The organism is Stenotrophomonas sp. YJH_SMC_64, assembly GCF_059371375.1.
In genome coordinates this window covers 109,317-131,138 of sequence record NZ_JCAFUN010000009.1, presented here as the reverse complement: position 1 = coordinate 131,138, position 21,822 = coordinate 109,317, and the positions used below count along the sequence as shown (strand labels likewise).

Genomic DNA, 21,822 nt, shown 5'->3' with positions numbered 1-21,822 from the left:
TCCTGAAGATCGTAACGGATGCGCTAGAAATCGTAACGGACGCTGAGGCTATATTGGCGCGGCGGACCATAGAAGCCAATCAGCGTGCCGACTGCAGGAATGTTGTAGCCAGTAGTGCGGTATTCCTTGTCGGCCAGGTTGGTGCCCTGCAACGAGAAGGTCCACGCATCATCCAGGCGCCAGATGACGCCGGCGTTGACCAGCCCGTAACCCTGCTGGCGGATCACCGGGCTGAGGTCGGTGGTCGGCCACACTTCGCTCTGGTAGCTGTAGCTCACCCGTGCCGACAGGTTGCTGCCGTTGGCCAGGTCGGTGCGGTATTCCACGTTGAACGCACCGGAGAACTCCGGCGCATTGGTGAACTTCATCTGCCTGGCCACGTTGATGCCGCGGTCCATGTACTCGTCGTATCTGGTATCCAGCCACGCCAGGTTGCCGGAAATCAGCCAGTGCTGGCTGGGCAGGTACTGATACTCGACCTCCAGGCCTTTGACGGTACCGGCGCCGGCATTGGTGAAATCGCCGAAGAAGGAATCATCGATGCCATCGCCATTGGTATCCAGGCCGGTGAACACCGACAGCTGGATGTCCTTGTACTTGTTGTAGAACGCTGACAGGTTCAGGAACAGGCGCCGGTCGAGGAAGGCCATCTTGCTGCCGACCTCGTAGCTGTCCACGGTCTCGTCATCGAACGGCTCCGCCGAGCGCGGTACCGCCACCGCGTTGGCGCGGATGTTGTAGCCGCCGGACTTGAAGCCACGCGTCGCCAGGCCATAGACCATGATGTCCGGAGTGATCTGGTAGTCCAGCGAGACCTTGGGCGAGACGTTCCTGAAATTGGTCTTCTTGTCGAAATCGGCGGTCACCGCCACCGGCCGGCTGAAGCCCGGGTCGGCGTAGAGGCGGTTGAGCACGATCGCGCGCTTGTCCTCGTCGGTGTAGCGGGCGCCGACATCGAGCTTCAGTCTGCGGGTCAGGTCGAAGGTCCAGTCCGCGTACAGCGCGATGCTGTCGGTCAACACCTTGCCCTGGTTGTCGGCAAACTGGGCACTGAAGTAGTTGTTCTGGATCTGGCCACCGGCCTCGCCACTGAACTGGTACAGGCCGACCACACCGCGCACCCGACCGCCAGCATCGTAGTTCAACTGCACTTCGTTGCTGACCTGGTCGTCGTGGTAGGTGCCACCCACGTCGGCGAGCTTGACCGGGGCGGTATCGAAGTCGATGTTGGCCTCGCTGTCCGATTCACGCTTGGCAACCACGTATTTCAGCGCGATGTCTTCGTTCGGCCGCCAGTTCACCGTGGCTGAGGCGCCCTTGCTCTCCACGTTGTTGAGGTTGCGCATGCCCGAGCGGATGTCATAGCGGCTGTCCATCGGCGGGTAGGCGCGCAGGAACGGATTGGGTGCCAGCATCTTCGAGCCGCGCATGCCGGACTGATCGTCGATCCAGTCCAGTGCGAACTGCACGTCGAAGTCGTCGCCCGCATAGGCGCCCAGGTTCAGGCGTGCCGCGTTGATCTGCTTGTCACTGACCGGCTGGCCGTTGAAAGTGTTCTCGCCAAACCCGTCGTGGTTCATGCTGGCCACCGCCACGCGGGCGCGCAGGCCGCTGTCAGCACCGCCGATCGGACCGCCGATGGCTGCCTTGGCATCCAACTGGCTGTAGTTGCCCACGGTGATCTGGGCGAAGCCCTCGGTCTGGGTGGGCAGGCCGCGCGAGATGTACTTGATCGCGCCTCCGATGGTGTTCTTGCCATACAACGTGCCCTGCGGGCCGCGCAGCACCTCGATGCGCGAGACGTCGAACACGTCCAGCAGCGCGCCCTGCGGACGTGCGATGTAGACGTCATCCAGATAGATGCCGACGCCCGGGTCCGCGCCCCAGGTGGGGTCGGACTGGCCGATGCCACGGATGTAGGCGGTGACCGTGCTGCTGGCACCGCGGGCGGCGTAGATGGTCAGGTTGGGCACCTGCGCATCCAGGTCGCTGATGTCCTGGACATTCATCTTGTCCAGCGCTTCGGAGGTAAATGCGGTAACCGCTACCGGGACCTCCTGCAGGGTTTCCTCGCGCTTGCGCGCGGTGACCTTGATGCTGTCCAGGTTGGTGGGTGATGCAGTCCTGGCCGCCGTCGGCGTGGCCTGGGGCGTTTCCTGTGCCAGTACCGGCCCGGAGGCCAGCAATGCGCCGATCATGAGACTCAGGCAATTCCGTTTCATTCGGTCCTCCCCCAGGCAGCTGCTTGCAGATGGCCCATTGCCATCCTGCAGCCAAGGCTAGCGGTGTCATCACGCAGCGGCGAGTGGACCTAGGTCCAGTCGGCAGCGGCCGCTGGATGCGGATACTGGGCGCGCCCCCAGCCGGAAGCGCGTCCCGGTACCACTTCATCCACGACTCACGCATGAGGATCTGGCCATGAAATCCGGAATCGATTCGATCAAGGTTGTACTGCTGGTGCTGTGCAGTTGGCTGGCGATGGCGGGCAGTGCCCTTGCCGCAGGCCCGGCCGGGCATTGGGACATTGGCCTGTACGGCAATCTGTTCGGCGCCCGCGAGTACCAGGTGTGGGTGCCGGCCGGCTACGACGACCAGCAGCCGCTACCGTTGCTGCTGGTGCTGCACGGCTGCGTCAACGGGCCCAACCTGATGGGGGAGGCGTCAGGCTTCAATGATGTGGCCGACACCGAAGGGTTCATCGTGGTCTACCCCCGGCAGAACGTCACCTCCAATCCGGCCCGCTGCTGGAACTGGCAGCTGCCGATCAACCAGGCGCGCGACAGCGGCGAAGCGTCGATCCTGGCCGGCATCGTGGACAAGGTGAAAGCGGACTACAGCGTGGATCCGCGCCGGGTCTATGTCACCGGCATTTCGGCGGGCGGTGCGATGACCTCGATCATGCTGGCCTGCTATTCGGATGTGTTCGCTGCCGGCGTCATCCACTCCGGTGGCATGTTCAAGGGCGCGACCACGATTTCCGGCAGCGCCTACGCACTGCTGGCCGGCAGCATCTATTCGCCGGACAGCAATGGCCGTCTGGCGTGGCAGTGCTCGGGTTCGCCGTCGCCGCGACCGCTGCCGGTGCTCGTGTTCCATGGCAGCGCCGATCTCACCGTCAATCCGGTGAACGGCCAGCAGGCCGTGCGCCAGTTCCTGCAGACCAATGACCTGGCCGACGACGGCCAGGACAACGACTCGGTGAAATACGTGCCGACCAGCACCTATCACGGGCAGGTGCCGGGCGGCCGCGCGTATACCGTCGACACCTACGCCTACGGTGGCAGGACGCTGGTCCAGCACTACGTGGTGCAGGGCATGGGGCATGCCTGGAGCGGCAGCCAGTCGGGCCTGCCATTCACCGACCCGAAGGGGCCGGACGCCACGCTGATCACCTGGTTGTTCCTGAAGGACTACCAGCGCTGACGGGGGGCAGGGGGCCTTCCAGGGAGGGGCGCGACTGGAGGTGCCGGATGGCACCTTCAGCCGCTCATGGCAATCGATTATCGTGAGCGCCCGTTCCCACGACCTTCAAGCGCCGGCGCATGGAATCCATGTCAACGACTGCCCGAAACCGGCAATGGCTCAATGCCGTCGTGCTATCCGCAGTGCTCCTTGCCGTCGGCTGCGAGGGCAGGAAGGCACCGCCGAACGATGTGGGGGCGGCGGTCGACGAGGCGGCCCATGCCCTGATTGAACAGCCTTTGCTGCACTCGGCCTCCATCGGCGTGGTGTACCGGGGCAAGACCTTCATCCGTCACCGCGGCGAGATGGTAGCCGGCAAGCCCGATGTTCCGACCGACGCAACGCTGTATGAGATCGGCTCGCTGAGCAAGACCCTGGCGGGCACGTTGATGGCCCGTGCGGTGCTTGAGGGCAGGGTGGGCCTGGAGGATGACGTTCGCAGCTACCTGCAGGGCGACTATCCGAACCTGCAGTACCAGGGCCAGCCCATACGGGTCCGTCACCTGCTGTCACACACCAGTGGCCTGCCGAACATGCTGCCGGAGCGGGCGAACACCGTGTTGGAGGACTTCACCGATCACCGCGTGCCCGGTGAACTCAGTGCCCTCTATGCGCATTACGGCAAGCCGGATTTCCTGCGGGATCTGCACGCCGTGCGGATCCCACGGATGCCCGGGAAAGAGTACGCCTACTCCAGTGCTGGGACGGAGCTGACGGCCCACATTCTGGAAGGCGTCTACAAGACCGACTACACGTCATTGCTGCGTGGCTTCTTCAGCGACGCCGCAGCAATGACCAGCATCGGGATCAAGCTGGGGAATGCGGAAAAAGACCGTCTTGCCATCGGCTACCACAGCGACAATCCGGTGCCGACCTCGCCGATGCCACAGTTGCCATGGGGCGCTTCCGGCAACGTCAAGGCAACAGTGCCCGACATGGTGAAATACCTTCAGTTCCAGCTGGCCAACGGCCCGGTGGTGCAGGAATCGCATCGCACTCTGGCCAGATTCGACGACGAGTTCAGCATCGGCTATTTCTGGAACATCGTCGCTGGCGATCGCCAGAAGGGTGTCTATTACGTCCACCACGGTGGCGTTCCACGCTCGCAGTGCTACATCTACATCATGCCGGAGCACGATCTGGGCATCTTCGTGATCACCAACCAGAGCGGCGACCGGACCGCGCGTGCCATGGAGGCGGCGATCGATACCCTGGTCGGGAGAATCGCGGCGCGTTGAACCGCCCGCTGAGGCTCGGGCCCACGCGGCCCGGTCCGTGCACCAATGTGGCTTCGCAGGACGACGTGTCGGACAAGCCTGGAACCGATCTGGACAGACTGCTCGGCCCCGGCGGCTGTCGGCCGCAGGGCTTTGCGCTCGCATTCCTGGCGTTCGTCGCTGGATATCATCGTTGGTCGCATGGTCTGCGCCGCGGCAATGCCCTCGGCTAGGCTATAGCGATCGACCGCAGGGATGACGACCCCATGAACCGCTGGCTTTTCCTGGCGCTTGCTGCGCTCCCGTTCACTGCCGGTGCCGTGGTCATCCGTGATGACGTTGACGACGCCCGGTATCAGATCGATGCCTCTGTCTTCCCGGCGCTGGCTGACATGCCGGGTGAAGGACATGGCGTTCTCATCGCCCCGCGCTGGGTACTGACCGCAGCGCATGCGGCACCCATGGAAGGGATGGAAGAATCCATCTCCATCAATGGACGCGCCTATGCGGTCGAGCGCGTCTTCGTGCATCCCGGTTTCAGAAGAATGCCGGAGGCCCTGGGCAAGGAGGCGCTGGCGACAGGAAATCCCTCCAGGATCCACGCGTTCCTGGCAGCATCGGATGACATCGCACTGATCAGGCTTGCGACTGCTGTAAGGGATGTACAGCCCGTAGCGCTCTATCGCGGTGCTGCCGAAGTCGCGCAGATCGCGGCCCTGATAGGGAAGGGGGCTACCGGCAATGGCGTCGTAGGGCTGGTGCCAGGCGGCCCGCATCGCACGACCCTGCGGCGTGCATACAACGCGCTTACCGGCGGCAACGACCGGTATCTCTGGTACCGGTTCGATCCGCCACCGCAGGCCCTGCCGCTGGAGGGGGTTCTCGGCAACGGTGACAGCGGCGGTCCGCTGGTGATTGATGATCACGGAACGCCGCAGCTGGTGGGGCTTGGTTCGTGGATCACTGCGGTTCCAGAGCATGCGCTCGAGGCGGGGTTCTATGGCCAGGTGGTCTACAACGTCCGCGTATCGCGCTACATCGACTGGATCGAAAGCATCAGCCGTGACGCGTCACATTGATTGCTTTTCGTGGAGGCGTAGCAGTGCAGGGGGGCGTTACCCTGATCTCAGCCGGTGCGACGGGCGTTCGTATGCTTCCCATCATGGGCTCATCATTTCACCGTCCAGATTTCATGATCGTCACCCGGCCGTCCGGCTGGGTGCAGAGCGGCGAGCGCTGGGATCTGTGGTGGAACGGCCGTTCGGTGGCCAGTATCGTGCCGCATGCCGTGCTCGGGTTCCGCCTGAAACTGGACGCACGCAGGATGTCACAGAGCAAGGTCGTGTCCGTCGCCAGCGCCCGCCAGGCGAAGCGCTACGCCGAGCGCTGGTGCGCGGCGCGGCTCTGCCCACAACTGCCACTGCGTGACGCCGTCGCCCGACTGGTGCAGAGCGCACCCGAACCGGGCGCCGTGTTCGCGCCGCCACTGACCCGGACGCAGCGGCAGCAGGCCCGGCGCCTGGCCGAGGCCGGCGCAAGCGAGATGGGGCGGATCAAGGAAGCGCTGGCGCCACGGCCGCGCGTGATGGCCGCCAGGCCCGAGGTGCAGGGGCGAGGTGGAACCTGGTCTGTACCCGGCCAGAATCCATCCTCGCCGCACCGAAACGGGAACACCTCCCCAGCCAGGGTTACGCCGAAAGCTCCTCACGCACGATCCTGGCCCCTTCGCTGAGCGCGCGCAGCTTGCCGCGTGCCACTTCCCGTGCAAGCGGCGCCATGCCGCAGTTGGTGCTTGGGTAGAGTTTGTCGGCATCCACGAACTGCAGCGCCCTGCGCAGCGTGTTGGCCACGTCTTCCGGCGTTTCCACCGTATTGGAGGCCACGTCGATGGCGCCCACCATCACCGTCTTGCCGCGCACCAGTTCGATCAGGTCGATCGGCACGTGCGAGTTCTGGCATTCCAGCGAGATGATATCGATGCTGGAGGTCTGCAGCTTTGGGAACGATTCTTCATACTGCCGCCATTCCGAGCCCAGTGTCTGCTTCCAGTCGGTGTTGGCCTTGATGCCATAGCCGTAGCAGATGTGCACCGCCGTCTGGCACTTCAGGCCCTCAACCGCACGCTCCAGCGCGGCCACGCCCCAGTCGTTCACTTCGTCGAAGAACACGTTGAAGGCCGGCTCATCGAACTGGATGATGTCGACGCCAGCGGCTTCCAGCTCCTTCGCTTCCTCGTTGAGGATCTTCGCGAACTCCCAGGCCAGCTTTTCGCGGCTCTTGTAGTGCGCGTCGTACAGCGTATCGATCATGGTCATCGGGCCGGGCAGGGCCCACTTGATCGGCTGCGTGGTCTGGCGGCGCAGGAACTTCGCATCCTCGACGAACACCGGCTTCGGACGGCTCACGGCGCCGACCACGGTCGGCACGCTGGCATCGTAGCGGTTGCGGATGCGGACCGTTTCGCGCTTCTCGAAATCGACACCGCTGAGGTGCTCGATGAAAGTGGTGACGAAGTGCTGCCGGGTCTGTTCGCCGTCGCTGACGATGTCGATGCCGGCGTGCTGCTGCTCCTGCAGGGACAGGCGCAGTGCATCCTGCTTGCCTTCAATCAGGCCGTCGTCCTGCAGCTTCCAGGGTGACCAGAGCTTCTCGGGCTCGGCCAGCCAGGAGGGCTTGGGCAGGCTGCCTGCGGTGGAGGTGGGAAGCAGTTTCTTCGTCGACATTGCGTCTGGTTTCCTGGGGGCGAATGGGGAATCAATGGATCAGCGGGCAGCCCACTGCTCAAGCACGGCGCGGTACGGCTTGATGAAGTGTTCTTCGGTGAACCGGCCCTGCTTGACCGCCAGCTGGCTGCGCTCTTCGCGGTCGTAGACGATGCGGGTGGAGGAGTAATCCTGGTGCTTCAGGCTGGGCTGATAGACCTTGCCCGCCACGGAGTTGGCGTTGTAGATCTCCGGGCGGTAGATCTTCTGGAAGGCCTCCATTGTGCTGATGGTGCCGATCAGCTCCAGGTTCGAGTAGTCGCCCAGCAGGTCGCCCTGGAAGTAGAACGCCAGCGGTGCGACGCTGCCCGGCGGCATGAAGTAGCGCACCTGCAGGCCCATCTTGTCGAAGTACTGGTCAGTGGGAGAGAACTCGCCCTGGCGGTATTCCACGCCCAGGATCGGGTGGTGGTTCTCGGTGCGGTGATAGGTCTTGCTGCTGGATACGCTGATGCAGATTACCGGCCCCTTGCTGAAGTTGGCGCGGTAGGCCTCGGACTCCAGGAAATGCTTGAACAACTTGCCATGCAGGTCGCCAAAGCCCTCCGGGATGCCAAAGGTGGCCTTCCCTTCGTTGCTGGCCGGCAGCACCACGCTGAAATCGTAGTCGCGCACGTAGGACGAGAAATTGTTGCCGACGATGCCTTCGATGCGCGCGCCGGTGCGGGTGTCGACGATGGTCGGGCGCAGCACCTCGATCAGCGGGAACGGATCGCCGCCATCGCTGTTGCCGATGTGCATCTCCACCGAGATGATGTCCAGCTCGACCGCGTAGCGATCCGCGCTGGGGTTGTCCCAATGCGCCAGATCGTTGAAGCGGTTGTTGATCATGCTGATCGTGTTGCGCAGGTTTTCCTGGCGGGACGCGCCGCGGGCCAGGTTGGCGAAATTGGTGGTGATGCGTGTCCCGTCAGCAGGCTGGTAATCCTCGTTGAAGGGGATCTGCGTGATGCTGAAGGTGAAGGTGTCGGTCGTCATGGGTGGCGTTCCGTAGTGCGGGGTGACATCCGGATGCGGGCGAGGGCATCCGGCATTCAAAGTGCTGCGGCCGCTTCCAGGTCGGCGGCGCGCTGGCGAGGCAGGTCCAGCAGCGGCACGGCCCGCCGCACCGCCAGCCGTGCGCGCTCGACCAGGGCGTCGTTGTGCACGCGACCGTCGGCGAAATCGCGGTCGGTGGCGTAGACGCCCAGCGGCAGGGTGCGCGCCTGGAAGAAGCTGAAGAGCGGGCGCAGCTGATGGTCGATCACCAGCGAGTGGCGCTCGCTGCCGCCGGTCGCGGCCAGCAGGATGGGGGTGTCGACCAGTGCGTCCTGGTGGACGAAGTCGAAGAAATGCTTGAACAGCCCTGTGTACGAGCCGCGATAGACCGGCGTGCTCACCACCAGCACATCGGCCTGCTCGACGGTGGTCAACTGGCGTTCCACGGTGTCGGGCAACTGCGAACGCCAGAGCGCACCGGCCAGCTGCGGGGCCAGTTCGCCCAGTTCGACCAGGTGCTGCTCGCTGTGGATGTCCTCGCCGATCAAGCCCAGCAGATGCTCGGCCAGGGTGGCGGCCTTGGAGGGGCGCTGCAATCCGCCGGACACGGCGACGATTCGAAGGGGGCGGGCAGGTGAAAGCATGACCCGATGCTAGCCACGGCCTTCCATGACGTAAAATGGTATTACTTCACCTATCCATGAGCAGGATTCATCGTCATGCTGGAGCGGATCCACCTCAGCATCGTGCAGCAGGTCGAGCAGCAGGGCTCGCTTACCGCGGCCGCCGGCGTACTCAACCTGACCCAGTCGGCCCTGAGCCACAGCATGAAGAAGCTGGAGCAGCAGCTGGGCACTGATGTATGGCTGCGCGAAGGCCGCAGCCTGCGCCTGACCCAGGCCGGGCAATACCTGCTGGCCGTCGCCAACCGCGTGCTGCCGCAGCTGGATCTGGCCGAGGAGCGGTTGGGCCAGTTCGCACAGGGCGAGCGCGGCGCGCTGCGCATCGGCATGGAATGCCATCCCTGCTACCAGTGGCTGCTGAAGATCGTCTCGCCGTACCTGGCCGCGTGGCCGGATGTGGATGTGGACGTCAAGCAGAAATTCCAGTTCGGCGGCATCGGCGCGCTGTTCGGCTACGAGATCGACCTGCTGGTTACCCCCGATCCACTGCTGAAGCCAGGCCTCAAGTTCATTCCCGTGTTCGACTACGAGCAGGTGCTGGTGGTGGCCAGGAACCACGCCCTTGCCAAGGTGGATTACGTGAAGCCGCGCCAGCTCGGCCAGGAAGTGCTGATCAGCTATCCGGTGCCGTTCGAGCGCCTGGACATCTACAACCAGTTCCTGCTGCCGGCCGGCATCACGCCGCGACGGCACAAGGCCATTGAAACCACCGACATCATGATGCAGATGGTGGCCAGCGGTCGTGGCGTGGCCGCCATGCCGCGCTGGCTGGTGGAAGAGTACGCCACCCGCATGGACGTGGTGCCGGTGCGCCTCGGTGCGAAGGGCATTCCCAAGCAGATCTATCTGGGTGCGCGCGAAGCCGATACCAGCATCGACTACCTGCAGGCCTTCATCGAACTGGCGCGGAACAGTTCGCCCCTGGCCAGCAATGCAGGCGTGGGCGCGTGATGTCCGCGCCTACGTCGCTGCGGGTGCAGGCCTTCCTTGATGCTTTTTCGCTGGAGGTGAGCGCCAGAGCCATGCCGGCGCTGGGTGCCGAAGCCACCCGCATTCCGCGTGGCACCACGATCTCCATTCCCTGGCTGGCCAGCGAGGACGACGACGCACGCCTGGCAGCGGCGCGCAGGGTGCGTGAACTGGGCTTCGAGCCGATGCCGCATCTCTCGGCGCGGCGCATCGGGTCGCGTGCGGTGCTTGAGCGCTTCCTGCAGCGTGCCGCCAACGAGGCAGGTGTCGCCCAGTGCTTGGTGATCGCCGGCGACCTGGCCACGCCCGCCGGACCGTTTGCTGACAGCGCTTCGATCATCGAGAGCGGCCTTCTGGAGAGGGCCGGTATCAAGGTCGTCGCCATCGGCGGTCACCCCGATGGCCATCCGGTCCTGGGCAGTGACGCGTGCTGGCAGGTACTGGAACACAAGTGCCAGTCCATCGAAGCGCGCGGCATGGCGCCAATGATCATCACGCAGTTCGCCTTCGATGCCGACATCGTCCTGGCCTGGTTGCACGCGCTGCGCGCCCGTGGCATCCACGTTCCGGTGCTGGTCGGCGTGCCGGGCCCGGCAAGCATCGCGCGGCTGGTACGTTACGCCGCAATGTGTGGGGTGGGGGCCAGTGCATTGATGCTGTCCCGGTATGGCATCTCGATCGGCCGGTTGCTGGGCAGCGCGGGCCCGGAGGTGTTCGTGGACCGTCTGGCGGGCGGTTTGACTGATGCCCACGGGTTGGTCAGCCCGCACTTCTTTCCGTTCGGTGGAATTGCCCAGTCGTTGGACTGGATCAAACAGCATCGGGCGCTGCCATCGGTTGCCCGCCGCTGACAGGCCATCAATCGTGCCTGCCGGGCAGCGCATGGCCCGGTGCCGCCCCGCTCAGCCCCGGCGGTGGCGTATCCCTGACGGGGTACTGATCAGGCCCGCATTGCTGATGGCCTGGCGCGTACCGCACGTCCGGCACGCAAGCACGGTTCCTCCTCGCACATGCTCCATTTCCTGCTCGGCCCAGACGCTGGTTGCGCCGCAGGCCGTGCAGGTGGCTTCGATCTGCAGGGCACGGGCCAGGTCGCCCTCCGCGCCTGGCGTGTAGGTGAGGTCCCTGATCTTGAATAGGCCGGTATGACTCATTGGAACGCCGTTGTGGGTGCACTACGGGAAGATGCGAGGCGAAGGTGTCGACAGGGTTGGCACAGTGTCGAGAAACGGCGCGCTTCAGCTCATGGATCACTACGCAGCACGAACTCCTCCAGCCGCGCCCGGCTGACGGACTGGTGGTTGCCACAGCCTGGGCAACTGAGCGAAGCAGCGCCGTTGAGGTCGACGAGGCCATGATCAGGAATGGCGCGGAACTGCCTTGAACACTTCAGGCAGGAACAATCGATCCGGGTGACCTGCAGCAGGGTGCCATCCTCACGCGCCACTCCTTCGACGCTGTTTACATAGAACTGTCCGATGTCGCGCATGAAGATGAATAAAGCCCTTAACGTACGGGGGCGTTCATCATGCCGCCTGTCGCGCTGCTAGGCGCGAACCGTATTCTGAAGAATTAAGAATACGCATCACGGCCCGGACTTGCGCCGGGTGCTAGAGTGTGAATAGGTGCCGACGTGGCCCTGCATTCAAGGCGAAGTCCATGCCCATCCGGGCCGTTGTATACGCAAGCCAGGCCGTTGAAGGCCTTTCGATTGACCGCCTGGAAGCACTCGTCACCGATGCTGCGAGGTTCAACAAGCTTGCAGGGGTGACAGGCGTGCTGCTGCATGACGGCACGCGATTCGTGCAGTACTTCGAAGGGCCGGAAGATGGGGTGGCCAGCGTCTACGAGCGGGTGCTGCAATCGACCAGCCACACGGATGTGGTGGAGCTGGCCCGGGGGCGTGTCTCTACCCGGCAGTTCCCCTATTGGTCGATGCACCAGCTTCCTGCCGACCAGCTTCTGGTCGGCCGACTTGCCAGGGCCGACTGGTCACGCTTCAAGAGAAGCCAGCCCGAGGAGATTGCGGGTTCCGCGTGGGGTATTGATGTGCTGGCCGCTGCGGTTGAGCCCCACGTGCACGCCGCTTAGTTTGCGGTTCGGCGGCCGCTCCTTTTAGATGTGCAGCGACATGAAGGCTTTCATTACGCTCATCGCCGCATTTGCTGCGGGCCCGGCGCTTGCCGATTCCCCGCTGCCGCCGCCAGAAAGGTTCACGGCATGCTCCTCCACGCGAAATCTCTGTACCGATTCGGATCCAGCCGTCAATTCAACGCGGGTAACGCCACAGGCATCGGGTCAGGATGCCTGGCTGATATGCGGATGGCATCGCGGGTTGTTCCCGTCGGACGATGGGGAGCCGGTCGTGGTCGGCTGCGAAGGCATGAACCTGGTTCCGGCTGACGTGACGTTGAGTGAGCCGGTGCTGCATTTCTACAATCGCGGCCGCCTGGTTCGCACCGTTACGCTCGATCAGTTGTATCGGCGCACCATGGCGTGACCACGCCATCACCCGTATTCACCCCGCAGCAGCGAAAATGCACCATCGGGCGTGCCCCTACGCGCGCCGCTCACTGCCCGCAGGATCGCGAAGATGTCCAATCCCCCCTTTGGTGAATCGTCATGCGCCGCCGCTGCCAGCGGTTGCGTCGAGGTGCGTGGCGCGCGCGAGCACAACCTCAGGAATGTCGACGTCTCCATCCCGCGCAACGCATTGGTGGTGTTTTCCGGTGTTTCGGGCTCCGGCAAGTCATCGCTGGCGTTCGGCACGATCTTCGCGGAGGCGCAGCGGCGCTACTTTGAGTCGGTTGCGCCGTATGCACGGCGTCTGATCGACCAGGCCGGCGTGCCCGATGTGGACGCCATCGACGGGTTGCCGCCGGCAGTGGCCCTGCAGCAGCAGCGCGGCGCCAGCAACGCGCGCTCATCGGTGGGCAGCGTCACTACGCTGTCCAGCCTGGTGCGCATGATGTATTCGCGTGCAGGTGCATACCCGGCCAACCAGCCGATGCTTTACGCCGAGGACTTTTCGCCCAATACCCCGCAGGGCGCCTGCAGCACCTGTCACGGGCTGGGGCACGTCTACGAGGTGACGGAAGCCTTGATGGTGCCGGATCCGTCGCTGAGCATCCGCGAGCGCGCCATCGCCTCCTGGCCGCCGGCCTGGCATGGCCAGAACCTGCGTGACATCCTGGTCACGCTCGGCTACGACATCGACGTACCGTGGAAGAAGCTGCCGAAGAAGGATCGGGAGTGGATCCTGTTCACGGAAGAAACGCCCACCGTGCCGGTCTATGCAGGCTTCACGCCTGCCGAGACCCGGGCTGCGCTCAAGCGAAAGCTCGAGCCGAGCTACATGGGTACATACACCGGCGCGCGTCGCTATGTGCTGCATACCTTCGCCAACACCCAGAGCGCGCTGATGCGCAAACGGGTTTCCCGCTACATGGAAGGCAAGCTGTGCCCGGCCTGCCACGGAAAGCGCCTGAAGCCGGAAGCGCTCTCGGTCACCTTCGCGGGCGTGGATATCGGTGAGTTCATGCGGTTGCCCCTGGATCAACTGGCGGATCTGCTGGAGCCCATCGCGGAAGGTGATTTCGGCGCACACAGCAAGGGTGCACCTATCAGCAGGCATGCGACACCCCGCGATCGTGCCCGGCGCGCCGCGAGTGGCCGCGCGACGCACGAGGGCGCCCCCGACGTGCGCCTGACCTCGGCCCTGTCCGAAGAGAAGCGGCTGGCCGCACAGCGGCTGGCGGGCGGGGTCATGGGGCGGGTACGGCAACTGCGCGAGCTTGGCCTGGGCTATCTCTCGCTGGACCGCGCCACGCCCACGCTGTCCGCCGGCGAACTGCAGCGCCTGCGGCTGGCCACGCAGCTCAGCTCGTTGCTGTTTGGTGTGCTGTACGTGCTCGACGAGCCTTCGGCCGGACTGCATCCCGCCGACAGCCAGGCGCTGTACGACGCGCTGGACCGGCTGCGTGATGGTGGCAACTCGGTGTTCGTGGTCGAGCACGATCTGGAGCTGATGCGCCGCGCGCAGTGGCTGGTGGACGTGGGCCCGGAGGCCGGCGAGCGGGGAGGGCGCGTGCTCTACAGCGGTGAGCCGGGCGGCCTGCGCCAGGTGCAGGAGTCGCGCACGGCACTGTATCTGTTCGACCAGGTACCCGCGCCCACCCGTCGGCAGCGCACCGCCACCTACTGGCTGGAACTGCAGGGCATCCATCGCCACAACCTGCAGGGAGTGGACGCGCAGGTGCCGCTGGGTTTGCTGACGGCCGTGACCGGCATTTCGGGGTCGGGCAAGTCCAGCCTGATGGCACAGGCCTTGCCCGAGCTGATGCTGCTGCACCTGGGGCATGAACCCGCGGACGATGGCGCCGAGGCGTCGCCGGACGACGGGCCGACGGTGATGGAAACCACCCGTGGCCAGTTGGCCGGTGATGTGGACGCCATCCAGCGGGTCGTGCAGGTCGACCAGAAGCCGATCGGCCGCACGCCACGCTCCAACCTGGCCACCTATACCGGGCTGTTCGATCACGTGCGCAAACTGTTCGCGGCGACGCCCGCCGCACGTCGTCGTCGCTTCGATGCGGGTCGTTTCTCGTTCAACGTAGCCAAGGGCCGATGCGAAACCTGCGAAGGCGAGGGTTTCGTGAGTGTCGAACTGCTGTTCATGCCCAGCGTCTATGCCCCATGCCCCACCTGCCACGGCGCCCGCTACAACGAGGCCACGCTGAAGGTGCTATGGAATGACCGCAACATCGCCGAGGTCCTGCAGATGACCGTGGACCAGGCGCATGCATTCTTCATGGCGGAAGAGGTGATTGCCCGGCCGTTGCAGCTGCTGCAGGACATCGGCCTGGGCTACCTGAGGCTGGGCCAGCCGGCCACGGAGCTTTCAGGCGGCGAGGCCCAGCGCATCAAGCTGGCCACCGAACTGCAGCGCAGCCAGCGCGGGCGCACGCTTTACGTGCTGGACGAACCCACCACCGGCCTGCACGCGTCGGATGCGGACAGGCTGCTGGTTCAGCTGCAGCGGCTGGTCGACGCAGGAAATACGGTGGTGATGATCGAGCATGACATGCGGGCGGTCGCCCAGGCGGACTGGGTGATTGACGTCGGGCCGGGCGCAGGCAGCGCGGGTGGCACCATCGTGGCGAAGGGAACGCCGCAACAGGTGGCCCGCGCACGGGGAAGCAGGACAGCGCCTTTCCTTGCGCGCGAGCTGGCTCCTCTGTAGGGCCGAGCCATGCCCGGCCATCATCCTCGGCCAGATCCGGGGGTGGCCTGTCCAGCAAACGATGCTCAGGTCTCCCCGCGCCACTGGCTCATCAACATCTGCAGAAAGCGTTCCGCAGTAGGCGAGAGCAGGGCGCCCCGGCGACGGACGATCCCGATCGTGCGCGACACCACGGGGTTACCAATCGTGCGCGTCACCAGGGTCGGATGATCCCCGTCCGGCGTGGCCATCTTCGGCAGGACCGACACGCCGATGCCGGCCTCGACCATGCCCAGTGACGTCGACAGGTGGGTCACTTCGTAGTGCCAGCTCAACTTGAGGTTCTCGCGCGCCAGGGCACCATCCAGCAGCGTGCGGTTGCCGCTGGTGCGATGCACGGTGATCAGCTGGTGCTCGGCCAGATCGGCCCATTCAACCTTGCGCTTGCGGGCCAGCGGATGATCGCGTCGGCAGGCCAGCACGAAGGGATCTTCGGCCAGCACGTCGAAATCGAGATTCGGATCGTTGGCGCCCATGAAGTTGATGCCGAACTCGACTTCGCCACGCTCTACCGCCTGCAGGCCTTCGGTGGCCGGGATATCCAGGATCCGGAAGCGCACGTTGGGATGCGCTTCGTGGAAACGCGCCATCACGCTGGGCAGGAAGTAGAACGCCGCCGTGGGCAGGCAGGCGATGGTGACGGTAGCGCCCCGCGTATCGTCCCGGCCCCGCAGTGAGAACAGTGACCCATCGAATTCCTCCAGCATGCGACGCACCAGCGGCAGCAGGTTCTCGCCGACGGCGGTGGTGCTGACGCTGCGCGTGGTGCGCTCCAGCAGTGGCGAACCCACAGCCTGCTCCAGCTTCTGTATCCGTCGGCTGAGTGCCGGCTGGGAGACGTGCAGGATCTCCGCGGCGCGGTGGAAGCTGCGCGTCTCCGACACCAGCAGGAATGCGCGTAGATCCAGGATTTCGCAATTGATGCTCATTGGGTATCAATCATCCAAAAATCAGCAATTCACAGATCAATTGTGGTCATGCCAGTATCGAATCACAGAGGGGTCATTCATCCCCTATACGCATCAATCTAGCACACGTATGTCCAACGATCTGCTCAGCATTCCCTGCGTACTCATGCGCGGTGGTACATCCAAGGGCCCGTTCTTCCTGGCCAGCGATCTTCCGGCGGACATTGCTGAACGCGATCGCCTGCTGGTGGAAGTAATGGGGTCGGGCCATCCGCTGCAGATCGATGGCATCGGTGGCGGCAACGCGCTGACCAGCAAGGTGGCCATCATCGACCGATCCAGCCGGGCAGACGCCGACGTGGACTATCTGTTCGCCCAGGTACGGGTGGAGCAGCAGGCGGTGGACACGTCCCCCAACTGCGGCAACATGCTGGCGGCGGTGGGCCCGTATGCCATCGAGCGGGGGCTGGTGCAGGCTCAGGACCCGCAGACCGAGGTGCGCATCCACAACGTCAACACCGGCAAGCTGATCATCGCCACGGTGGAAACGCCCGGCGGCAACGTGGTGTACCGAGGTGATACGCGCATTGCCGGCGCACCGGGCTCGGCCGCGCCGGTCAGGCTTTCCTTCCTTGATGCCGCAGGCGCCCGCACCGGCAAGCTGCTGCCCAGCGGCCACGCCCGGGAAACCATCGATGGCGTGCCGGTCAGCCTGGTGGACTGCGCCATGCCGATGATGCTGGTGCGTGCCGAAGACCTGGGCGTGCACGGTGATGCCTCGCCCGCCGAACTGAACGCGGATGCCGCGCTCATGCGCCGGCTGGAAGCGCTGCGCATCGAGGCGGGCGCCCGCATGGGCATCGCCGACGCCGGCAACAAGGTCATTCCCAAGCCGGTGCTGCTGTCGGCGCCGCAACACGGCGGCGATCTGCAGGTGCGTTACTTCATGCCGCACCAATGCCACACCGCACTGGCGATCACCGGTGCGGTCGGCCTGGCTACCGCCGCCGTCACGCCGGGCACGCTGGCCCACACTTTGGTCGGGTGCCTGTCCGTTCCCGGCAGCATTACCCTCGAACATCCGAGCGGGGACCTGCAGGTGGGCCTCAGTCGCAGCTCGGATGACGCACCGGTGATTGCCAGCGTGGTCCGCACCGCACGCCGACTGTTCGAAGGTCGCGTGTTTGCGACAACGCCAGCGCCTGCCATGGCCAGTTCCACCCAAGCCCGCCAATGGACGTCAGCGGCATGATCTGAACCCGGCAGGGCCGGCGCAGACGCGCATGCCTGCCATTACAACGTAGATGCTTCACTCCTGGGAGGGATGATGTACAAGCAGTTCTTCATGGCCGCGCTGTGCGCGGCCGGCCTGGCCGCGGCCGGTTGCAGCAACAGCGGGCGCGCGGAAGGCGCATCCACCGGCACCGGTGACGATGCACCCGTGCGCATCAGCGTCGGCTCCTACAACCTCAACAACCTTCCGTTCTTCATTGCCGATGCCAAGGGCTACTTCAAGGACGTCGGCCTGGACGTAAAAACCGAGAACTTCGCCCAGGGTGGCTCGAAGGTGCTGCAGGCCCTGGTGGCGAATTCCACCGACGTGGCGGTCGGTTTCTACGACCACACCATCCAGATGCAGGCCAAGGGCAAGGACGTGGTGGCCTTCGTGCTGCTCTCGCGCAATTCCGGCCTGGTGATGGCGGGGCGCGAAGATGCCACGTTTGATCCTGCGCGACCGGAGTCCATCAAGGGCCAGAAGGTCGGCATCACGGCCCCGGGCTCCTCGTCCGACTTCTTCGTCCGCCACTTCCTGGCGCAGCACGATATTCCGGCCGACAGCATTTCGCTGATCGGCGTCGGCTCCGGCGCTGCTGCAGTCGCCGCGCTCGAGCAGGGCAAGATCGATCTGCTGGTCAACTACGATCCGGCTGCAACCCTGATCACCGAGCGCAAGGTCGGGAAGATCATCCTCGACGCGCGCAGCGACGAAGGCGCCCGCCAGGTCTATGGCGGGCTGTACCCGACCTCGGTGATGTATGCCAACCAGAGCTTCCTGGACAAGCGCCCCGAAGCGGCCGAGAAGATCGCCCGTGCCGAGCAGATGGCATTGAAGTTCATCGCCGACAACAGTGCAGAAGAGATCGTTGCCGCGCTGCCGGACAGCTACGTCTCCGGCGACCGCGCCACCTATGCCCGCGCGGTGGAGAACGCCCGCGCGATCTTTACCCGGGACGGTCACTTCACGCCGGCCGACCTGGAAACCCCACTGAAGGTGCTGCGCGAGTTCAACACGGATGTGGCCAAGGCCAACATCGATCTGTCCAGGACCTACACCAATGCCTTCGTCGAGCGTGCCCACGCTGCGGCGCCGGCTGCCCAACCGTAAGCGGAGGTAACCCCATGGCCCTCAATGCCACCGTGCGCCAGCTCAACGGCGCGCCGCAGCTGGAGCCTGCACAGACCATGGTCGCCCTCAACAAGGTGAGCATGTCCTTCGGCGAATTCACCGCCGTGCGTGATGTCGACATCCAGGTGGGTGACGGCGAGTTCCTTGCCATCGTCGGGCCGACCGGCTGCGGCAAGAGCACCATCCTCAATTCCGTGGCGGGGCTGTTGAAACCGTCCTCCGGCGAAGTAGCCATCGATGGCCGCACTGTCAGCGGCGTGCAGGAGTCGGTCGGCTACCTGTTCCAGCAGGATGCGCTACTGCCGTGGAAGACGGCTTACCAGAATGTTGAACTCGGCCTGCGCTTCCGCGGCGTGCCCGAAGCCGAACGCAAGGCCAAGGCCAACGCGTGGCTGGCCAAGGTCGGCCTGGCCGGTTTCGAGCATCGCTATCCGCATCAGTTGTCCGGTGGCCAGCGCAAGCGTGTGCAGATGGCGCAGGCGCTGATCGTCGAGCCGAAGGTGATCCTGATGGACGAGCCGTTCTCGGCGCTGGACATCCACACCCGCCACCTGATGCAGAACGAGCTGCTGCGCCTGTGGCAGGAGGATCGCCGCTCGGTGATCCTGATTACCCATGACCTGGAAGAAGCAATCGCGCTGGGTGACCGCGTGGTGGTGCTGTCGTCCGGTCCAGCGAGCCGCGTGGTGCGCAGTTTCGACGTGGATCTGGAACGGCCGCGCAATGTGTCCGAGATCAAGCTGGATGACCGTTTCACCGACCTGTACCGCGACATCTGGGCCTGCCTGCGCGGCGAAGTGGAGAAGAGCTATGCACGCCAAGACTGACAAATTCATCCAGCTGGCCCTGGTAGTCGCCGTGTTCGGCGGCTGGGAAGGCGGTATCGCGCTGGGCGTGATCGATCCGTTCTTCTTCCCTTCGCCAACGGCCATCGTGCAGCAGGCCTGGACCTGGTTGTCCGATACCTCGTTCTACCAGCATGTCTACATCACCCTTACTGAAACCGCGCTGGGCTACATCATCGGCACCGGCCTGGGCGTGGCCGGCGGTGTCTGGCTGGGCCTGAGCCGGCGCTCGGCGCGCATCCTGGATCCCTTCATCAAGGGCTTCAACGCGATTCCGCGCGTGGTGCTGGCGCCGATTTTCGTGTTGTGGCTGGGGCTGGGCCTGTGGTCGAAGGTGGCGCTGGCGGTCACGCTGGTGTTCTTCACCACGTTCTTCAACGCCATGCAGGGAGTGCGCGAGGTGAATCCGGTGGTGCTGGCCAATGCCCGCATCCTGGGCGCAAGCCGCAGCGATCTGCTGCGCCATGTCTACTTCCCGGCAGCGGCGAGCTGGATCCTGTCCTCGCTGCGCACCTCGGTCGGCTTTGCCGTGGTCGGCGCGATCATCGGCGAGTACCTCGGCGCTTCGGCGGGCCTGGGTTACCTGATCGCGCAGGCCGAGGGCAACTTCAATGCCGTGGGTGTGTTCGCCGGCATCATCATCCTGGCCGCCTTCGTGCTGGTCATCGACGCCCTGCTGGACGTGGTCGAGAACAAGCTGATCACCTGGCGTCCCAACGCCCAGGCACAGGCCACCAGCTGACCGGGCCGGGCTGAGCCCGCCTGCCGCGCCGCCGGTCCGATCCGGCGGCGCGAGCTTCCTCCCCCGATCTTCCCCCGCACCACCGCAACAGGCCAGCGCCGGGCCAGGGGGCCGGCTGGCCGGAGAGAGAGTCCATGAACCCTTCCACCGTGCTGCCGCTGGCAGCGCTGCCGGTCGCGCTCGGCCTGCTGTTGGCCAGTGGCCACGCCGACGCCCAGTCTGTTTCATCCCCGCCCACGCCACTGAGCCAGGCCGAGCTGTCACGCTTGGTGCAGCAGCAGGCGCTGCAGATCCAGCAATTGGAAGCGCGCCTCCGCGCCGTCGAGGGCGGACAGGGCAGTGCGGGGGCACCGTCAACGCCGCCCGCGCCTGCGCTGGAAACGCGGGTGGCCGCACTGGAATCCGGCCAGTCCAGGCAGCCCAAGGTCTCCTGGGCCAAGGGCGCACCCGAGCTCAGCAGCGCCGACGGCACTACGGTGTTCCGTCCCCGCGGCCGCCTGTTCGTCGATGCCTCCAGTACGGACGGTTCGGCGGTCGGTGATCGCAACGTTTCGGGCACCGAGGTCCGTTCGGTGCGCCTGGGGGCCGAGGGACGCTACGGCACACTGGGCTGGGTGGTGGAGGGTGACTTCGCCGACAACGCGGTGGCCTGGAAGTCGGTCTACGCCACGCTGGACCACACCCTGTTCGGCCTGCCGGCCGATCTCACGATGGGCAACCGCTTGAACGATCGCGGTATCGATGGCTCCAGCAGCACCTCCAACACGCCGTTCCAGGAACGCAACGTGGTCGGCACGTTGATGCTGCCGCAGCGCGGCCTGTTCGGTGTCGGGCTGACCGAGCGGGTGTACGGAAAGGGCTGGCACGCCAGCCTGTCGGTGGCCGGCAACGATCTCAACAACGCCGGCACCGACAACGACAGCCAGACCTGGGCCACGCGCGTGCACTGGAATCCGCTGGACACCGCTGGCGCCACGTTGCATCTGGGCGCATGGGCGTTCCACGAGAAGATTCCCGCCGGGGCCAGCGGCGTGGTGCGCAGTTCGGCCATCGCGGGGCATTTCAACGATCTGGTCAGGATCACGCCGGGCACACTGCTGGGCGCCGAGCGCAGCACCGCGTACGGTGCGGAACTGGCCGGCTTCTTCGGCCCGGCGTGGGCAACGGGCGAGTGGGGTACGCGAAGCCTGCGCGGGGCCGATGCCGGCGGTCGCTACGATCGCGACCACGCGGCGTGGGCGATCTCGGCTGGCTGGTTCCTGGCGGGCGCCCAGCCTTCGTACTCGGGCAAGGCCGGTACCTGGGGGAAGGTGAAGGTCGCCGATCCGGTGACGCGCGGCGGCGGCGGTGCCTGGGAGCTGAAGGGCCGCTATGAAGACGTGGACTATGCCGAGCTGCCCAGTGGTGGTACCGGTAACGCGTGGACCCTGGGCGCGAACTGGTACCTCAACGATTTCAGTCGCGTGATGTTCGAAGCCGTCCGTTGGCAGACCCGTCACCGCAACGGCAGCGCAATGGGCAGGGATGAAGGCACCACCTTCAATACCCGCCTGCAGCTGGTCTTCTAG

The 21,822-nt window shown here is 65.1% G+C and carries 20 protein-coding genes; 14 read left to right on the top strand and 6 right to left on the bottom strand.

The window, feature by feature from the left end; genetic code table 11:
* Positions 1-23 precede the first annotated feature (23 nt).
* A complete protein-coding gene (locus AC5P9L_RS11530; RefSeq protein WP_227415522.1) occupies positions 24-2,222 on the bottom strand; it encodes a TonB-dependent receptor in 2,199 nt (732 codons plus the stop codon).
* A gap of 196 nt (positions 2,223-2,418) precedes the next feature.
* Here AC5P9L_RS11530 and AC5P9L_RS11525 point away from each other — a divergent pair, with 196 nt between their 5' ends.
* From AC5P9L_RS11525 to AC5P9L_RS11510, 4 genes are all read left to right on the top strand, one after another.
* Positions 2,419-3,423: an extracellular catalytic domain type 1 short-chain-length polyhydroxyalkanoate depolymerase gene (locus AC5P9L_RS11525; RefSeq protein WP_049459993.1), complete on the top strand. Its 1,005-nt coding sequence runs from the start codon at positions 2,419-2,421 to the stop codon at positions 3,421-3,423.
* A 128-nt stretch (positions 3,424-3,551) separates the two neighbouring features.
* The gene (locus tag AC5P9L_RS11520) at positions 3,552-4,700 is read left to right on the top strand and encodes a serine hydrolase domain-containing protein (protein ID WP_164172786.1); all 1,149 of its coding nucleotides are present in this window, start codon (positions 3,552-3,554) and stop codon (positions 4,698-4,700) included.
* 245 nt (positions 4,701-4,945) lie between these two features.
* Positions 4,946-5,758 carry a S1 family peptidase gene (locus AC5P9L_RS11515; protein ID WP_049450722.1) on the top strand — a complete coding sequence of 271 codons (813 nt, stop codon included), beginning with the start codon at positions 4,946-4,948 and terminating at the stop codon, positions 5,756-5,758.
* An 83-nt stretch (positions 5,759-5,841) separates the two neighbouring features.
* Entirely contained in the window at positions 5,842-6,411 is a 570-nt protein-coding gene (locus AC5P9L_RS11510; protein WP_225792127.1) for a hypothetical protein, read from the top strand.
* Here AC5P9L_RS11510 and AC5P9L_RS11505 read toward each other — a convergent pair.
* Genes AC5P9L_RS11505 through msuE form a run of 3 tightly spaced genes read right to left on the bottom strand, consistent with a single transcriptional unit; the run spans position 6,368 to position 9,063 of the window.
* Positions 6,368-7,402 (bottom strand): methionine synthase, encoded by a 1,035-nt coding sequence (locus AC5P9L_RS11505; protein WP_005409740.1) that lies wholly within the window; start codon positions 7,400-7,402, stop codon positions 6,368-6,370. The genes AC5P9L_RS11510 and AC5P9L_RS11505 overlap by 44 nt on opposite strands.
* Before the next feature lie 39 nt (positions 7,403-7,441).
* Positions 7,442-8,419, bottom strand: a complete 978-nt coding sequence (locus AC5P9L_RS11500) for a DUF1852 domain-containing protein (protein ID WP_049459991.1) — start codon at positions 8,417-8,419, stop codon at positions 7,442-7,444.
* Between the two features lie 56 nt (positions 8,420-8,475).
* Positions 8,476-9,063 carry an FMN reductase gene (gene msuE / locus AC5P9L_RS11495; protein ID WP_171968491.1) on the bottom strand — a complete coding sequence of 196 codons (588 nt, stop codon included), beginning with the start codon at positions 9,061-9,063 and terminating at the stop codon, positions 8,476-8,478.
* A 75-nt stretch (positions 9,064-9,138) separates the two neighbouring features.
* Here msuE and AC5P9L_RS11490 point away from each other — a divergent pair, with 75 nt between their 5' ends.
* Positions 9,139-10,053, top strand: a complete 915-nt coding sequence (locus tag AC5P9L_RS11490) for a LysR family transcriptional regulator (protein ID WP_024956807.1) — start codon at positions 9,139-9,141, stop codon at positions 10,051-10,053.
* Positions 10,053-10,922, top strand: a complete 870-nt coding sequence (locus AC5P9L_RS11485) for a methylenetetrahydrofolate reductase (protein ID WP_005413500.1) — start codon at positions 10,053-10,055, stop codon at positions 10,920-10,922. The genes AC5P9L_RS11490 and AC5P9L_RS11485 overlap by 1 nt, the downstream gene beginning before the upstream one ends.
* A gap of 392 nt (positions 10,923-11,314) precedes the next feature.
* On the opposite strand, the gene AC5P9L_RS11480 is transcribed toward AC5P9L_RS11485, so the two are convergent.
* Positions 11,315-11,560: a hypothetical protein gene (locus tag AC5P9L_RS11480; RefSeq protein ID WP_005409734.1), complete on the bottom strand. Its 246-nt coding sequence runs from the start codon at positions 11,558-11,560 to the stop codon at positions 11,315-11,317.
* 170 nt (positions 11,561-11,730) lie between these two features.
* Between AC5P9L_RS11480 and AC5P9L_RS11475 the strand changes: the two genes are divergently transcribed.
* The 3 genes from AC5P9L_RS11475 to AC5P9L_RS11465 all read left to right on the top strand — a co-directional run bounded on the left by AC5P9L_RS11475 (position 11,731) and on the right by AC5P9L_RS11465 (position 15,313).
* On the top strand, positions 11,731-12,162 hold the full coding sequence (locus AC5P9L_RS11475) for a BLUF domain-containing protein (protein ID WP_005413499.1): 432 nt from the start codon (positions 11,731-11,733) through the stop codon (positions 12,160-12,162).
* 40 nt (positions 12,163-12,202) lie between these two features.
* On the top strand, positions 12,203-12,571 hold the full coding sequence (locus AC5P9L_RS11470) for a hypothetical protein (RefSeq protein WP_227415523.1): 369 nt from the start codon (positions 12,203-12,205) through the stop codon (positions 12,569-12,571).
* 93 nt (positions 12,572-12,664) lie between these two features.
* A complete protein-coding gene (locus AC5P9L_RS11465) occupies positions 12,665-15,313 on the top strand; it encodes an excinuclease ABC subunit UvrA (protein WP_227415524.1) in 2,649 nt (882 codons plus the stop codon).
* A gap of 65 nt (positions 15,314-15,378) precedes the next feature.
* Here AC5P9L_RS11465 and AC5P9L_RS11460 read toward each other — a convergent pair whose 3' ends face one another.
* Positions 15,379-16,281, bottom strand: coding sequence for a LysR family transcriptional regulator (locus AC5P9L_RS11460; protein ID WP_005409730.1), 903 nt, complete (start codon positions 16,279-16,281; stop codon positions 15,379-15,381).
* Between the two features lie 109 nt (positions 16,282-16,390).
* Here AC5P9L_RS11460 and AC5P9L_RS11455 point away from each other — a divergent pair, with 109 nt between their 5' ends.
* From AC5P9L_RS11455 to AC5P9L_RS11435, 5 genes are all read left to right on the top strand, one after another.
* Positions 16,391-17,512 (top strand): 4-oxalomesaconate tautomerase, encoded by a 1,122-nt coding sequence (locus AC5P9L_RS11455; RefSeq protein ID WP_227415525.1) that lies wholly within the window; start codon positions 16,391-16,393, stop codon positions 17,510-17,512.
* A 75-nt stretch (positions 17,513-17,587) separates the two neighbouring features.
* On the top strand, positions 17,588-18,646 hold the full coding sequence (locus AC5P9L_RS11450) for an ABC transporter substrate-binding protein (protein ID WP_171968494.1): 1,059 nt from the start codon (positions 17,588-17,590) through the stop codon (positions 18,644-18,646).
* A 14-nt stretch (positions 18,647-18,660) separates the two neighbouring features.
* Positions 18,661-19,494 carry an ABC transporter ATP-binding protein gene (locus AC5P9L_RS11445; RefSeq protein ID WP_227415526.1) on the top strand — a complete coding sequence of 278 codons (834 nt, stop codon included), beginning with the start codon at positions 18,661-18,663 and terminating at the stop codon, positions 19,492-19,494.
* Positions 19,478-20,254 (top strand): ABC transporter permease, encoded by a 777-nt coding sequence (locus AC5P9L_RS11440; protein ID WP_005409726.1) that lies wholly within the window; start codon positions 19,478-19,480, stop codon positions 20,252-20,254. The genes AC5P9L_RS11445 and AC5P9L_RS11440 overlap by 17 nt, the downstream gene beginning before the upstream one ends.
* 134 nt (positions 20,255-20,388) lie before the next feature.
* A complete protein-coding gene (locus AC5P9L_RS11435) occupies positions 20,389-21,822 on the top strand; it encodes an OprO/OprP family phosphate-selective porin (RefSeq protein ID WP_138969980.1) in 1,434 nt (477 codons plus the stop codon).